Source organism: Acinetobacter calcoaceticus (assembly GCF_900520355.1).
GTDB classification, from domain to species: domain Bacteria; phylum Pseudomonadota; class Gammaproteobacteria; order Pseudomonadales; family Moraxellaceae; genus Acinetobacter; species Acinetobacter calcoaceticus_C.
On sequence record NZ_LS999521.1, the window covers coordinates 3,382,060 to 3,398,214 of the forward strand.

Consider the following 16,155-nt stretch of genomic DNA (forward strand, 5'->3'; position numbering starts at 1 on the left):
TAATTTGTTAAGCGCTTATTTTAGCACAAGCGAACGAAATTAACGATTCTGCCAAATACTTAAATCGCCTTTTCTGGTCGAAACATAGAGTTGGTTCTCGATAACACGTAATGTATTAACTTCACCACTTGTTTTTGAACGACCAATTAATTTACCTGTTGCTGGTTCAACAAGATGCAATACGCCATCTAAATCACCTACAACAAGATCTTGTCCTAGCACAACTGGATTACTTAAATGACGGTTTAACAAACTATCATTTTCCCAGATTTTTTCACCAGACGCTAAATCGTAAGCTGTTAACTTACCATCTGTTGAAGAAACAAATACTTTATTGTCATAAACTTCAGGACGTTTAGTACTGCTCGAATCTTCACTCCAAACTACACGTTGAGAAGCAAGATCGGTTACAGTCACTTGACCTTGGAAACTAGTCGTTACCATAAATTGTCCAGCTACAGTAGGATCACCTTCGATATCAACCAAACGCTGAATATCAGAACGACCTTCGCTTACTGCAACACGACGTTGGAAACGTGGAATACCACTAATGGTATCAATTGCATAAACATATGCATTTGCAGATGCAATTAATACAGTACGAGGATCAAGGCTCACCGGTGATGCCTGACCACGTAAACTAAATTGTACATTTGGTAATTTATAAGCCCAAACTTGTTGGCCTGAAGCAGCATCATGTGCAAATACAGTACCGTCATTCGCAACAGTGATAACGCGTCCAGATTGAACCAAAGACGGGCTTAACAATGCGCCCGATAACTGTGCAGTCCACTTCTGTTCGCCTGTTGCCTGATCTAGTGCAAAGAGTTGCCCTTTACTATTACCAACAACAACAATTCCTTCAGCAGCTTCAACACCAGAGCTCAAGCCTAATTTGCTGACTTTTTTCTCCCAAATGCGTTGTTTACCACGATATGCAGCTACTTCGCCTTTTGGATCAAGCGTGAAAACCACACCGTCACTTGCATCAAGTTGTAAGCGTAATGGATCAGCCTTATCAGTAGAAGAAACATTACGCGAAAACACTGGCGTTAAGGTCTTTTTCGACTCGGTCAATTTCGGTAGCGGATTAGGTTTAACTTCTTTTACTTTATTACTCGAACATCCCACTAGTACAGCCGATGCGATTGCAATTGCCAAAGGCAGTTTGAATTTATGATTCATTAAGACTCTTCCACCTGTGTTTCCAAAATTGGGCGCTCAATCTGTGGATCTTCAACTAAAACGCCAACACTTTCGAGTTTAATTTGTAAAATTTGTCGCTCTTGTTTACGTTCTAGTAACGAATTCCAAGCTGCCTGATACGCTTTTTTAGCAGAATCAACATCTTTCTTAGCAACAAAGATATCACCACGTAACTCTTCTACCGTTGCTTTAAATGCAGGATCGACGTTACCAGACAGGGTTTTTAGTGCTTCATCATATTTGTTTTGTGCCAATTGTGCATCTGCTAAACGCAATTTTACAACCTGAATCAAACCTTCATCTTTTACTTTTGAATTTTCAACTTTCTTTAATGCTTTTTCGGCAGCAGCATAGTCCTGTTTTTCATAGGCTAATTTTGCTAATACAAACTGAGTCTGTATTGCCTGAACAGAGTCGATATCATCTTTTACAATTTTATCTGCCGATGCAGTTACCGAAGTTAAGGCATTAGGATTATCGGCACTTGCATTTGCTTCATCCATTAACTGCTGTACTTTTGCAGTTTCTACCTGACTAGTTGCCAGATTCTTTTTCTGCCAATATGTCCACCCGAAAAAGGCAATCAACGCAATGAGAATTCCGCTAATCATGGCAGAACCATATTTTTTGGCGAACGACTTTAAGCTGTCGAATTGTTCTTCATCACTTACGCTCATGTGATTGTCCTTTTCCAGATGTTTCAGTTTATTTTGTAAATTTTTGGATTAAAAATGGTACGAGATCAGCAATTGCGACTTGTGACTGTTCAGCTGTTGCGAGTTCTTTTACTGCAAGCTGCTGTGCATCCCACTCTCGTTCCCCTAAAATCAAAGCAAAGATTGCTCCAGCCTGATCAGCTTTTTTCATCTGGCTTTTCATGCTGCCTTGCGAACCTGTTTTGATTCGAATACCGCTATTAGCAGCTTCTAACTGGTCACGTAATTGTTCCGCTAAAATCAAAGCGTTCGTTTGATAAGCAGGTTCTGCAACCAAAAAGACTTCACAATCACGAATAACTTCGGCCTGTTCAACTTGCTCAAGCAGAAGTAATAAACGCTCCATACCCATCGCAAAACCAACAGCTGGTACAGATTGATCCGGCTTACCTTTTAACTGGCCAACTAAACCGTCGTAGCGTCCACCAGCACATACTGTACCTTGCGAACCAAGTGCCGTAGTCGTCCATTCAAAAACAGTCTTGTTGTAATAATCCAGACCGCGTACCAACTTCTGGTTAATTACAAACTGGATACCAGCAGCAGTTAAATAGTCTTGTAACTGCTTAAAATGATCCAAACTATCTTCTTTTAAGAAATCATGCAATTTCGGTGCATTTTCCAGAATTTTCTGGGTAGATTCAATTTTAGAATCTAAAATGCGTAATGGATTTGTTGTTAAGCGACGCTGAGAATCTTCATCTAACGCATCTTTATGCTCGTTTAAAAAAGCAACCAATGCATTGCGGTATTCTGTACGCTCATCAGCCTCACCTAAAGTATTCAACTCAAGTTGAACCTTATCAGCAACACCCATACGTTTCCATAAGCGTGCAGTCAACAAAATTAATTCGGCATCAATATCAGGTGTTGCTACGCCAAAAGTTTCCACGCCAAACTGGTGAAACTGACGGTAACGGCCTTTTTGTGGCTTTTCATAACGGAACATAGGTCCCATATACCACACACGCGGTGTAGCACCACGCAACAAATTATGTTCAAGCATCGCGCGAACACAACCAGCCGTACCTTCTGGACGTAAGGTTAACGACTCAGGTGGATTACCTTTGTCAAAAAAGGTATACATTTCTTTTTCAACAATATCGGTTGCATCACCAATGGTACGTTTAAACAAGCCCGTTTGTTCAATAATCGGCAAACGAATTTGTTGATAACCATAAGCATCCATTAAAGATGCTAAATATTGCTCGAGACGTCTCCACGCTACTGTTTGCGTTGGTAAGACGTCATTAAAACCTTTGATTGCGACAATTGAACTCATGATGAACTACGAATAATTTCTTTAGATTTAGCTTCTTCAAGCTCTTGGACACGTTGACGAACCATTGTTTCGATTTCATCAACCAATTGATCGGTATCGATTAAATGGCTTTTCTCACCATTACGATAAACCAATGAACGAGGCGCTGCCCCGACCACTCCGATATCTGCTTCTTTCGCTTCGCCCGGGCCATTTACTTTACAGCCAATCACGGACACGTCCATTGGAGTACGAATATCTTCTAAACGTTTTTCCAAAGATTGCATCACCTGAATAACATTAAACTCTTGGCGTGAACAGCTTGGGCATGCAATGAAGTTAATGCCATTAGAACGCAAACCAAGTGATTTCAAAATATCAAAACCAATCTTGATTTCATCCTCTGGTTCGGCAGCAAGCGAAATACGCATCGTATCGCCAATGCCTTCCATCAACAAACCGCCCAATGCGATCGCCGATTTAACCGTACCCGTACGATAAATACCAGCTTCGGTTACGCCAAGGTGTAATGGATTGTCAATTTGTTGAGAGAGTAAACGATAAGCATCCATTGTTAAAAACACATTAGATGCTTTTACGCTTACTTTAAATTCATGAAAATCAAGACGGTCTAAAATATCGATATGGCGTAGTGCTGATTCAAGCAATGCCTGACCTGTAGGCTCACCATATTTTTTTTGTAAATCTTTTTCTAAAGAACCCGCATTAACACCAATACGTATAGAAATGCCATGATGACGCGCCGCAGCAACGACTTCACGAACTTTCTGGTCGGATCCAATATTACCTGGGTTAATGCGTAAACAGTCTGCACCATAATCTGCAACTGCCAAAGCAATTCTATGGTCAAAATGAATATCGGCAACCAATGGTACTGAAACGCGCTTACGAATTGCGCCAAATGCCTCAGCAGCCTCCATAGACGGGACCGAAACACGCATAATATCAGCACCTGCTTCGACGCAACGCTCAATTTGAGCCACTGTTGCATCAACATCGCAAGTTTCAGTGTTTGTCATACTTTGCACACTAATAGGTGCATCGCCACCGACATACACCGACCCAACACGGATTTTGCGTGTTGGTCGACGTTTAATTGGGTTCTCTATCATTGTATCGCTCAACTCATGGTATTAGCGGGATAAACGGAATTCAGCTTTACCGTTTACCGTATATGGAGACAATGAAATCTGTTCTTGGTTTAAGCTTAATGACACAGCAGTTGCATCATCAAGACGGATCTGGAATGGTGACTCACCATTTAAATTTAAAGTTGATGACTGACGACCAGTCGCCAAAACTTTACCTGTTGCATCCACAATATGAACAGAAGTTGGTCGGTTAAAGTTTAGCACCAATTGATCACCCACTGTTGAGGTGGTATCTCCTTTCATAGGTAAAACTTCAACATTAGATTGATTTACTTTAGGTAAATCAGCATCTTCTTTCTTTGAAGTCCATTTTTGAATACCCATAACAATCAATGACACAACAGCAATAACCAAAATTGCAAGCAGTGCGCGCTTTAACCATTTTTTGTTACGATCACTATTAGAACCAGGGAGTTTACCCATGATTTTAATCGGTGAATTATTTAAGGCATGGTTCGGTAAAAGTCCGGTATCATTTGCATAAATCTCATCGAAGCGCTGAATAATTGCCGTCGCATCTGTATTTAGATATTTCGCATATGAACGGTAATAACCCTTGATAAAAGTCGCTTCTGGTAATGACTTATAATCATCTTGCTCTAAAGCAGTTAGAGTTTTAACTGGCATGTTTAAATCTGAGGAAACTTGCACTAACTCTTTATTTTGAGCAACCCGAATTTGACGTAAATACTCACCAGGACGTTGAATATTTCCTAAAGCAGAAGTCGGTAAGCTTGAGCCAGTTGGCTGCTGTGAATTAGGATTTATTTCCATACGGCCTCAGTACTATACTGTAATTGCAAATAACGTTGATATTCTGGACTTTCCGGGAACAAGGCACGTAATTGGTTTACTAACACTTGCATTCCCATTTTATCCGCATTGGCTCGAGCCACTCTTACACCAATCCAAAGTGCTCTTGCACCCTGATTTTTCTGCCCCACTGTACGAACATATTGCTCATACATTTGTGTAGCAGCCGGAATCTGCTGCTGCAAATAAAAAATTTCCGCTAACTCTAACATTGAAATATAAGAGTCGCGGTTAGCAAGGAGTGATTGTTTGAATGTTTTTTCAGCATTCGCAACATCACCCAATTTTAAATAAATACGCCCCAGATTTTCTAACGCCTGATAGCGTTGGTCATACCCTAATGTTGTGCCAGCAATACGAAATTGCTCGATCGCATCATTATAGCGTTCCATTTGGTATAAATAAGTACCATAATTATTATGTGCTTGAGCATTATCTGGTTCAGATGAAATTGCTCGTTTAAAATAATGTTCTGCTTTTTCTAAGTTCGGCTTACTACCTTCTTGCTGTAGTAAAATACCCATCATCATATTTGCCGTTGCATCACGGCTATCTACACTTAGAGCTTGATCAAGCGCTCGCTTTGCTGAATCCAAGTCACCCGAACGGATATGTTCAGCAGCAAGTTGTGTACGCACCTTTACCGCTTTTTCTGGGTCTTTTTTTTGCACATGCGTTGTTTGGCAACCACTTGCCAAAAGCGCAACTGCAACCCCCATACAAAATACCGTTTTTAACTTTGGATTACTCAAAGCCTGCCCTCAATTTTACCCTTGTGTACGCAAAATCTCTTGACGCTGTGTGACTTTTTTCTGCCACTGTTCAGCACGACGCGTTCTATCAGCCACTTGACCGACTAACTGTCCACATGCAGCATCAATATCATCACCACGTGTTTGACGAATCGTACACACAAATCCAGCATCAGACAAAGTTTTTTGGAACGAGATAATTCGATTTCGGCTTGAGCGACCATATGGTGCATGCGGGAACGGATTAAATGGAATTAAATTAATTTTACTTGGTAAGTTTTTTAATAATTTAATCATTTGCTGTGCATGTTCAGGATAATCATTTACACCCTCTAACATCACATATTCAATGGTCACATGTTTACGTGAACTTTCATTACCATCTTTGGCAATATAACGCTGACATGCAGCAATTAACTGAGCCAATGGATATTTTTTATTAATTGGTACTAATTCGTTACGTAATTCATCGTTTGGTGCATGTAAAGAAATTGCTAAAGCAACATCAATGTCTTTTGCAAGTTGATCAATTTTCGGTACAACACCCGACGTTGATAAAGTCACACGGCGCTTAGACATGCCATAGGCAAAGTCATCAAGCATAATCCGCATTGAGCTTAATACGGCATCATAATTGAGTAATGGCTCACCCATACCCATCATCACGACATTGGTCACTGAACGTTCACGCTCAGCAACAGGCACTTCTTCCATATAAGAATAGTTTGCCATCCAGAGTTGTCCAATGATTTCATCTGGCGTTAAATCGCGTTGGAAACCTTGTTTACCTGTTGAACAAAATGAACAGTCCAATGCACAACCCACTTGTGATGAAATACACAAAGTTTTGCGTAACCCTGTTTTATCTTCTGCAGGAATTAATACGGTTTCAACCAAAGAACCCGCACCATCGCCCACACGAAAAACCCACTTACGTGTACCATCTTTTGAATAGTGACGGTGAACAACTTCAGGAGCCTTGACTTCACAAATCTGTTCAAGCTTCTCACGTAATTTTCCTGAAATATTGGTCATTTCAGCAAAATCAGTAATGAAGTATTGATGTATCCATTTCATGACCTGACCGGCACGAAACTTTTTTTCGCCAATATCTTCAAAGAATTTTTCTAATTCCGGACGAGACATGCCGAGTAAATTCACTTTATTTTCGGCAGCAGGCATGACCAGCGTGGACGAAGATTGCTGCTGTCCATCAAGATTTTCAGATGAAACGACCTCTGCAGAACTCATGTGTATTTACCTAAACCATGTCAAAAAACTGAAGATATTGTTCAAGAATCAAACAATATTCTCTTGAGAGAATAAAAAAACCAGATAAGTAGTATACCACTTATCTGGTTTGAATGCTTTCGATTAACGAGTGCGTGGGCAGATCTCGTTGTCAGCAAAGAAGTAAGCAATTTCACGCTCTGCAGAAGCAACTGAGTCAGAACCGTGAGCAGCGTTTTCATCGATGCTTACAGCAAAGTCAGCACGGATCGTGCCAGGAGCTGCTTCTTTAGGGTTTGTAGCGCCTAAAATTTCACGGTGTGCAAGAACTGCATTTTCGCCTTCAAGAACAGATACTACAACTGGACCAGAAGTCATGAATGCAACTAAGTCACCAAAGAAACCACGTTCTTTATGCTCAGCATAGAAACCTTCAGCATCAGCTTGAGAAAGGTGTTTCATTTTAGTCGCAACAATTTTTAAACCCGCTTTTTCAAAACGAGCAAAAATATCACCGATGTGGTTTTTAGACACTGCATCAGGTTTTACGATAGACAAAGTACGTTCAATAGCCATGAGTGGCTCCTTTATTTTAAGATTTAAACTTTAAAAAATTTGCCGCATTATACCGATGTCATAGGCAATAATCAGCTTTGAATGTGTAAAAGTTGCGATTTTTTCTACTGTTTTTAGCGAACTTCGTCTATCCAGGCCATTTGGATCCCTTCTAGCAATCCTTCTGTCGATTTATTTGGGTCATCACTGAAATCTGGTAATGCACATACCCATGCATGTAAATCGGTAAAACGGATCCATTGCGGATCAACTTCTGGATGTGCTTCCGACAATTCAATCGCAATTTCAATCGTATCTGTCCAACGTAAGCCCATAGCGGCTCCTATCTGTTTAATCTGCTAAATCACGAACTGTGTACTTTAGCAAATCCACAAACCTAATCGATAGCTTAAGCTGATAAAAATTACCGATGTTTATAAAGCGATGTTCAATAGCGGAGCCATAAAAATAATCATACTTGCGACTGCCGCACCAATGAGCGCACCGACAATCACATCACTTGGGTAGTGAAGACCAAGCACCATACGAGACAATGCGACAAGCACCATGAAGGGAAACATCGCCGCAAGCAGCGCGGGCTGGATATAACCTAAAACAATTGTGACCATCACGGCATGAAGTGTATGGCCAGATGGAAAGCTAAAATGATCAAGTGGTCTTTCACCGAGCACAATTACCTGATGCACCTGATAAGGACGCGGTCGCGTTGTTTTATGTTTTAAGAATTTATAGATCGCTGTCCCAACAGAACCACCTAATAACAAGTAGATGATTTGCAGGCCATAGGTAATGCCTTGCATCCCCCACACGATTGCCAGCATGAGATACCAAAATGGACCATCACCCACACGACTGATGATTTTAAAAAAAAGAGCAACACGTTGTGAGTGAGAGAAATTATTAAGATATAAACAGCCTCTCAAATCTAAATCGAGTATTTTTATTTTTGCATTCTTAAGTTTCATGGTCATTCTCCTATTTTAGGATACTTAGGTGAAGTCCTCCAAGGGCTCCTTCACTACCTGATAAAATGCCTGCTCCAATTGCTGAACCGGAAGTTGCCAACCGCTTTGCTGTACTTTATGACAGGCTTGTACGCCCATTTCTCTAAGTTGTTGTACTGAAGGAAGCTGATAAATTTGTTGTATAAAGTGGTTTTTTTGTCCAAGTGGGCTTAACCAGCCATTCACACCATGGGTTAAATATTGATGTGCACATGCATAATCATACGCGATAACGGGCAAACCGCTTGCCATCGCCTCTAAAACTACGTTACCAAACGTTTCAACTTGACTCGCAAATACGAATACATCTGCACTCGCATAGGCAGCTGCCAAATCTTGACCTCTCAGACTTCCAGTAAAGATAACACCCTTCGCTTCAGGCAATGACTTTAAACGAGCAAAATCTGGGCCATCTCCCACAATCACTAATTTAGTTTTATGTGGAGGAACAGTTTGTAAGTTGGCATAACTTTCAATGAGCACTTGCACTTCTTTTTCTGGTGACAAACGCCCCACATAGAGCATAACGCGCGTATTCTCATCGGCGTCCCATTGTTTTCGCAAATTTTCAGAGCGATGCTTTGGTGAAAATCTTGTTGTATCTACGCCGCGCCCAACAACAACCAACGGGCAAGTAATACCAAAACCACGTAACGCTTCTTGTGTATCTTTACTCGGCACACAGGTCACTTGAGTATTGTTGTGAAACCAGCACAGGTATTTTTGAATCGGTTTTACTAAAAAAGCCAAATCGAAGAATCGACTAAAATCTTGAAAGGGTGAATGAAAGCCGCTAGAAACCGGAATAGCTTTTGCTTTTGCGGCCTGCATGGCAGTTAAACCTAAAGGCCCTTCTGTCACAATGTGGACTACATCCGGCACAAACTTTTCAAAAGCTTTCGATACTTTTAAATATTGTGGCCAACCAAACTGCAAAGTTGGATATTTCGGAATAGCCTGCGACATCACCAAACATTCTTGCTCTGGCGTAAAGTCATGACATTTTGCTTTTTGTTCTGGGCGAATCAATAAAATCTTATGCCCCTGTTTTTGTAAACCTTGACATAATTGTAATAATGAAAGTGCCACGCCATTAATTTCAGGTGGCCATGTTTCGGTAACAATCGCAATTTTTAAACGTGGGCGAACCAAATCGTGCAATGAATGCGTATTGGATATCTGCTTTTGTTTAAAAAAGAATTGGAAGCTTTCAGGAAGTTGCTGTTGTTTTAATAGTGCTGTCGCGTATGAGCTTTGCATAGCGCCATCCATCAATGTATTTATTTTCATGCTTAAAGATTAAGCAGTTTTTTTGACACTTTGATGATAAATGCATGACAGTTTACTGACATGAAAAATAAAAAAGCACACTGATGACAGTATGCTTTTCTCTTAAAACTTAATAACGCTTAGCGATTTTGCAATTTTGCATAGTCCATGAGTACATTTGCAGCTTCAGTCACAAAAGTTTCCTCTTCTGGCAATGCAGGACGTTGTGAAGCTTTCATTTTAGCGCGAGATTCAGCTAGAGCATCTAATGAAGCTTGATAGCTTTCCCAGTTTGCAAAAGGCTTTTGACCACTTGCTGCACGGCGTTCATTTTCTGCGTCTAGAGTCTGTTTCTCTAAAGCAAGTAATTCCGCACGGCGCTTATCAATATCAAGTACAACTTGCTTTTGCTCACTTGTAGCCTTAGCAATTGCAGTACGTTTATTCAAATATTTAAACTGCGGATCAGCACTTACACGTTGTTCAGAAAATTGAGATAACTTTGTGACATAAGGTTGAACAGAACCTTCACGTTTAAATGGCGCTGTAGGAATAGTGTCCCACTTCAACGCATTCTTCGATTTACGCTCACCAAACTCTTCGTTGTAGATATCGACGAGTTTAATGTCAGGCACTACACCTTTATTTTGTGTACTACCACCGGTAATACGGTAGAACTTACGCTGAGTTAAAGTCGCTTGACCGTATGCCAGAGTATCAAGTTGTACCTGAGCTGTACCCTTACCAGTTGTTGTACTACCAATAATAATACCGCGCTCATAGTCTTGGATTGCAGCAGAGTAAATTTCACTTGCAGATGCAGATGCCAAGTTCACCATGACAGCAAGGGGGCCAGTGTAAATTTGTTGACCACCATCGTTATCTTCAAAAACGCTTACGTTGCCATTACCATCACGAATTTGGACTACTGGACCAGACTTGATTACCTGACCAAGCATACGTGCAACTTCTTCTAATGAACCACCTGGGTCATTACGCAAATCAATGATAATACCTTCTACTTTCTTCGCTTTTAACGCTTCAAAAGCATTTGCAGTATCTTCAGAAACTGAACGGTATTGTTGGCCCGCGCGACGTGAACGATAGTCAAAATAGAAAGATGGAATTTCAATCACACCCAACAGATGCTTTTTACCATCGCGGTTAACTTCAACTGTACGTGAACGGACACCTGCATCTTCTTCTTGAATCACATCACGCACTAACGTCACATTACGCGCTTGACTCATTGATGCTCCAGCACCAAGAAGTTTTAAAGTTACTTTCGTTCCGCGTTTACCACGAATGAGTCCCACAATTTCAGAACTTGTCCAACCAACCACATCAATCATTTTCTCGCCCCCTTGAGCGACACCAATGATTCGATCTCCTGACTTCACTTGACCAGACTTACTTGCAGGACCGCCTTCTACAATAGTTTCAATCTTGGTGTAATCTTCGTTGCCACGCTCTGGACGAATCGATACCCCAATACCTTCTAATTGCAAAGTCGTTTGGCGATTAAGTTCTATCGCATCAATTGGCGGGTAATAATTACTATGTGGATCATAGGTCGCCAACATTGCATTTAATGTTTTGTCCAAAACATCATCGCTTTTCACACGACTAATTCTTTCAAGCTGACGTGTATAACGTTTAGTTAACGTCTGAGCTGGTGTTAAATCTTCTGGGCCAGTTAAGTCTTGACCATCAGCAAGTGAAGGATTCTCTTTAAGCGCTTTTTGTTTAGCCTGCTCTTCTTCACGGCTAATGGTTAAGTTGATTAACTGTGAAGCCAACATTTTGCGCCAATGATTTTGTTGCTCAGCCGTAGTTTTGAAATACGGTGCTTTTTCACGATCAATTTCAATATAGCTATTTGGCTGTTTTAGATTTTGCTGCTGTTTCAACTCAGTCAACATGAACTCATAAAATTGTTTTAAGCGTTCACGATATTGCTGATGAATTGCAAATGGCCCCGTTAAATTCCCCGATTTTAATGAAGCACCGAAATTTGAACCGTATAGTTTTTTATAGTTTTGAACTTCAGTGTCTAAAAATAATGAGTGATCTGGATCAAGGCTGTCTAAATACATATCTAAAATACGATTTGATGTTGTCGCATCCAGACGCATATTTAAATAATGCTGCCGATCAACTAAAGTTGCCAGTTGGCGGGCTACCAAAGCCTGTTCTTGCGTTGGCTGAATCGATTGAGAAACCACAGCAGTATTCGTTGCTGCTCTCGCTTCGTTCATCGTATGAGAGAAGAATAAACCGCCAGTCGCGATCGCTACTGCACAAGCTATAGTTTGAAGTTTCATAAATTCTTAATACTTCCTTGGGTGTTCCTATCTTACATGCTCTGTTTTCGATATGAACTAAGCAGATTCAAAATCTTAACCAACTAAATTGTTTATACCGTGTAGTTTTATCATATTCTGTACTGACAAAATGTAGCAAAACATTGCAAAATTCGCTTATTGTTTTTTATCAAAATTCAAATGGAACCAATATGATTGGCGCATTGATGCTGGATATCGCCGGCACAGAACTTACTCAAGAAGATATTGAACTATTACGCGCTCCGCAAGTCGGTGGCATGATTTTATTTGCACGAAATATTGAATCTCCACAACAAGTCCGTGCTTTAACAGACCACATGCGTCAAATTCGTCCAGATATTTTAATTGCTGTCGACCAAGAAGGTGGTCGAGTTCAGCGCCTAAGATCTGGTTTCACCTTATTACCAGCCATGGGCCGTTTTGGTGAACTCTATATTACCCAACCTCAAAAAGCACTTGAGCTAGCTGAACAGTGTGGTTGGCTCATGGCAACCGAAGTCCTTGCTGTCGGTATCGATTTTAGTTTTGCACCAGTTTTAGACCTCAATGCCATTAGTGACGTGATTGGTGACCGAGGTTTCTCTAAAAACATTGAGGATATCGCACCACTTGCTGGCGCATTGATGCAAGGCATGAAAAAAGCCGGAATGGCAAATACAGGCAAGCACTTCCCAGGTCATGGTTCAGTGAAAGCAGATTCTCATGTCTCAGCTGCAATTGACAGCCGTAGCTATGACGAAATCTATAATCATGACATGCAAAGCTTTATCAAGCTCATGCCTCAGCTTGATGCACTTATGCCTGCACATGTCATTTATGATCAGATTGACCCAAATCCAGCTGGTTTTTCTCCTTTCTGGATTCAAGAAGTTCTACGCAACCGTTTGAAGTTTGATGGTGTACTTTTCTCTGATGACTTAAGTATGCAGGCCGCGTGTGTAGCAGGTGGTGCAGATGCACGTATTCAAGCCGCGCTTTCTGCGGGTTGTGATATGGGGCTTGTGTGTAATGACCGTAATGCGGCATGCACAGCACTAGAAGGTATCGAAAAACTTGCGCTACCAAACCAAGAACGTTTAGAACGTATGCGTGGTCAAATTCCACAAATTCAGATTGGTGAAACCTTATCGCTTGGAAATGAGTGGCAAGCTGTCAGAACAGCCATTGAAGAGTTTAAAAATTCATTCTAAATTATGGATACGTGCAAGCGTCATCTGCAACCTGCGTACTTCTTAAATAAGTATTGTATTTGCAATATATAAGACAGATGGATGCATCTAACAGGTTTTGCAGATGACAATGGTTTTGCCTACTTTTGCCAAAACAAAAGTAGGTCGAACCGAAGGTTACTCCCGAAATGAAACATTTACACAGTAAAACTCCGCCGTGATGTACTAGTCAGCTTAAATGACATAATTTCAATACAAGATCTTATAGTCAGGCAATTAAGATCACAGAAAAACAATAAACCGAGTTCAGGACGAATGACACAACAACTTTCAAAACACCGCCACATCTCTTTTACAGCCCACTATACGGGTTATATCTGGTACCAAATGGGGATCTCTCACGAAGCACTTGCCACAACCAAAGGAAAATCACTGGCATATTTGGTTCACCCGATAGAATCTTGGGCGGAGAAATATGTGGGTGGCAGCATGCGCACGACCCTTAAACAACGCCACACGATGCTTGATCATCATTTAGAGAAGTTAATTCAAGAGAATCCTGATCTACAAGTCCTTGAAATAGCATGTGGCCTGTCCCCTCGCGGATGGTGGTTTAGACAGCATTACCCTTCAATTACCTATCGGGAGCTTGATTTACCCGATATGGCACAAACCAAACAAAATGCACTTCAGCAAATTGAACAAAATGCGCCCGAAATTTTATCAGTTGATTTATTTACAGAAGCTTTTGCACAAGCATTTGAGGTATTTGATCCGAACCGCCCATTAGTTGTAATTAGTGAAGGTTTAATTAACTATTTTGATAAAGATTTATTAAAACAACTCATTCAATCGATCGCTCACTATGGCGCTTCTTTTAAAAAGCTTCACTATTTAACTGACCTTTACCCTGAACCTGTTAAAAATAAACTTGCCAGCATTATCTGGAACAGTAGTAAATTACTTAAATTAATGTCGCGCAGTTCTTTTAGTTTTCACTTTAAAAGCCCTCAGGAAGTTCAAGACTTTTTTGAAGATGCAGGGTTTGGTCAAGTTAGTGTTGAACAGCCGCAAATATTCTTTGGGCAAATTTCATCTGAGGCTCATGAACAGCATTTAGGTGATCTAGTCTGGACCATTCATGCTCAAACAAAATAATAAAGATAAAAAATGGAAGCTCGTATTAAACGGGCTTCCAATTATAAGGATTAAATTAAACGGTTTGTTTTTGACGAGTAATATAACGGCTTAAACGATCAGCTAGCTCAAAACTACCATGTTTGAACAAAGCTCGAATACCTTGATCTGTACTTTCAAAAATTAAGCACTCAATTGCAAAAGTACCCTCTTCATCTTCTAAATGCAGTGCCAAGTCACGTGGATAATCGTTCACAAAATCAAGCTGCGAAACCTCATCCATTTTTAAATACATACCAAAGAATGTGATATCCACAATCGTTACAGGCACCTGTACATCAAACTCTCGGTGAGTAAGTTGAGTTTTTGGCTGCAAAACTCGAACTCGTTCTTCACCACGGCGTTCCATATTTTGCATTTGTTCACGTGTCATGGGAATAATACCATCCAGATTTTGGATAGACTCCCCTTTCAAAAATGTGGTGAACAAACTCATGGTTTCTTTACGGCGCTGCAACTGAGGTACATGGTCAGCATTTGCAATAAGTGCAAATTCCATATCTGGACATTGCAAAGCAAAATTTGCATTTTCATGTGGCAAAGTAAAGCTATCGTATTGCCCTGCAGCAACCAGCGTTTTACAATCTGGAATGGGTACATCCGTTAAACGCAAAAGACGATTACAGTTAATTTCATAACGTTCTCGCTCGGTGCCCGTAAACTCAGCCATTTGCCTAAAAAATAATTTTTTAGCTGTAGGTGACATGCGAGTTTTATCTAATTTGGCATGATTAACCAAATACAAAATCACGGCTTGCCCAAACTCTTCCATACGGTTTTCTTGCATGAGCTTAAGCGACTCTTCCAAAATCATTCGCCAACTTTTTCGGGTCTTTTGCATAACGCCCATTAAAATCATGCGGTCCATTAATTCTGGACGATGATAAGCGAAGCAAGATGCGATTACCGACCCCAAAGACATTCCCATAACAGAAACTTTTTGTAGTCCGACAATATCTAGCCAGCGCCCCAACATTTTAGACAAATCAGGTAGCTCTAAAGTACCCGCAGATACTCCTGTGTCCCGATTGGTAATTTGCTGATTTGCGCCCATCGAAGGTAAATCGATTAAAATGACCGGACCGCTTTCAAATAATTGTTCAACACAATATTTATAAGAATTAAAATTCTGGAAAGCACCGCCCACAATCACAATTGGCGTATTGTGAATCGTTTTTGGATCGGCAATCGCCATATATTCAATTTTCCAGCCGTCAATCCATGTTGTCCGAGCAGGTTGTTTAAAACTATCTCTATGGTAGATATCGAAAAAGCCAAAACCGGCATAAGCTTGGTTGATCTCCGAATCCATTTGAATAATGGAATTCATATCCTTGCTTCCTCCTTGCTGTAATTTTTTTATGCTGCAAGAGTTCCTTCTTGAACACGTAATCTTTTATGCACAAAACTTTAAAATTTGTATTAGTTTGTATTGCACAATAACA

15 protein-coding genes are annotated in these 16,155 nt (G+C 40.5%); 2 read left to right on the plus strand and 13 right to left on the minus strand.

The window, feature by feature from the left end; translation table 11 throughout:
* Positions 1 to 39: 39 nt before the first annotated feature.
* The 12 genes from bamB to AC2117_RS16260 form a co-directional block, all read right to left on the minus strand.
* Positions 40 to 1,185, minus strand: a complete 1,146-nt coding sequence (bamB, locus tag AC2117_RS16205) for an outer membrane protein assembly factor BamB (RefSeq protein WP_133975450.1) — start codon at positions 1,183 to 1,185, stop codon at positions 40 to 42.
* Positions 1,185 to 1,883 (minus strand): YfgM family protein, encoded by a 699-nt coding sequence (locus AC2117_RS16210; protein WP_042894820.1) that lies wholly within the window; start codon positions 1,881 to 1,883, stop codon positions 1,185 to 1,187. Before AC2117_RS16210 ends, bamB begins: the two co-directional genes overlap by 1 nt.
* Before the next feature lie 28 nt (positions 1,884 to 1,911).
* Positions 1,912 to 3,204, minus strand: coding sequence for a histidine--tRNA ligase (gene hisS / locus AC2117_RS16215; protein ID WP_133975452.1), 1,293 nt, complete (start codon positions 3,202 to 3,204; stop codon positions 1,912 to 1,914).
* The gene (gene ispG / locus AC2117_RS16220; RefSeq protein WP_133975454.1) at positions 3,201 to 4,316 is read right to left on the minus strand and encodes a flavodoxin-dependent (E)-4-hydroxy-3-methylbut-2-enyl-diphosphate synthase; all 1,116 of its coding nucleotides are present in this window, start codon (positions 4,314 to 4,316) and stop codon (positions 3,201 to 3,203) included. The genes hisS and ispG overlap by 4 nt, the downstream gene beginning before the upstream one ends.
* Before the next feature lie 21 nt (positions 4,317 to 4,337).
* Complete coding sequence (locus AC2117_RS16225; RefSeq protein WP_133975456.1) at positions 4,338 to 5,129, minus strand: helix-turn-helix domain-containing protein; 792 nt, start codon at positions 5,127 to 5,129, stop codon at positions 4,338 to 4,340.
* Positions 5,120 to 5,920, minus strand: a complete 801-nt coding sequence (pilW, locus tag AC2117_RS16230) for a type IV pilus biogenesis/stability protein PilW (RefSeq protein WP_197730941.1) — start codon at positions 5,918 to 5,920, stop codon at positions 5,120 to 5,122. The genes AC2117_RS16225 and pilW overlap by 10 nt, the downstream gene beginning before the upstream one ends.
* A gap of 15 nt (positions 5,921 to 5,935) precedes the next feature.
* Positions 5,936 to 7,171, minus strand: coding sequence for a 23S rRNA (adenine(2503)-C(2))-methyltransferase RlmN (rlmN, locus tag AC2117_RS16235; RefSeq protein WP_133975458.1), 1,236 nt, complete (start codon positions 7,169 to 7,171; stop codon positions 5,936 to 5,938).
* A gap of 123 nt (positions 7,172 to 7,294) precedes the next feature.
* Entirely contained in the window at positions 7,295 to 7,726 is a 432-nt protein-coding gene (gene ndk, locus AC2117_RS16240) for a nucleoside-diphosphate kinase (RefSeq protein WP_003654870.1), read from the minus strand.
* A gap of 113 nt (positions 7,727 to 7,839) precedes the next feature.
* Complete coding sequence (gene iscX, locus AC2117_RS16245; RefSeq protein WP_069036256.1) at positions 7,840 to 8,040, minus strand: Fe-S cluster assembly protein IscX; 201 nt, start codon at positions 8,038 to 8,040, stop codon at positions 7,840 to 7,842.
* Between the two features lie 99 nt (positions 8,041 to 8,139).
* Entirely contained in the window at positions 8,140 to 8,691 is a 552-nt protein-coding gene (locus tag AC2117_RS16250) for a phosphatase PAP2 family protein (RefSeq protein ID WP_319923170.1), read from the minus strand.
* A gap of 24 nt (positions 8,692 to 8,715) precedes the next feature.
* The gene (locus AC2117_RS16255; RefSeq protein ID WP_133976413.1) at positions 8,716 to 10,002 is read right to left on the minus strand and encodes a glycosyltransferase family 4 protein; all 1,287 of its coding nucleotides are present in this window, start codon (positions 10,000 to 10,002) and stop codon (positions 8,716 to 8,718) included.
* Between the two features lie 137 nt (positions 10,003 to 10,139).
* Entirely contained in the window at positions 10,140 to 12,323 is a 2,184-nt protein-coding gene (locus AC2117_RS16260; protein ID WP_133975462.1) for a carboxy terminal-processing peptidase, read from the minus strand.
* A 191-nt stretch (positions 12,324 to 12,514) separates the two neighbouring features.
* Here AC2117_RS16260 and nagZ point away from each other — a divergent pair, with 191 nt between their 5' ends.
* The gene (nagZ, locus tag AC2117_RS16265) at positions 12,515 to 13,534 is read left to right on the plus strand and encodes a beta-N-acetylhexosaminidase (RefSeq protein ID WP_133975464.1); all 1,020 of its coding nucleotides are present in this window, start codon (positions 12,515 to 12,517) and stop codon (positions 13,532 to 13,534) included.
* A 294-nt stretch (positions 13,535 to 13,828) separates the two neighbouring features.
* Entirely contained in the window at positions 13,829 to 14,671 is an 843-nt protein-coding gene (locus AC2117_RS16275; protein WP_133975466.1) for a class I SAM-dependent methyltransferase, read from the plus strand.
* A 55-nt stretch (positions 14,672 to 14,726) separates the two neighbouring features.
* Here the strand turns inward: AC2117_RS16275 and AC2117_RS16280 are convergent, their stop codons facing one another.
* Positions 14,727 to 16,040 carry an alpha/beta fold hydrolase gene (locus tag AC2117_RS16280; RefSeq protein WP_197730942.1) on the minus strand — a complete coding sequence of 438 codons (1,314 nt, stop codon included), beginning with the start codon at positions 16,038 to 16,040 and terminating at the stop codon, positions 14,727 to 14,729.
* Positions 16,041 to 16,155 lie beyond the last annotated feature (115 nt).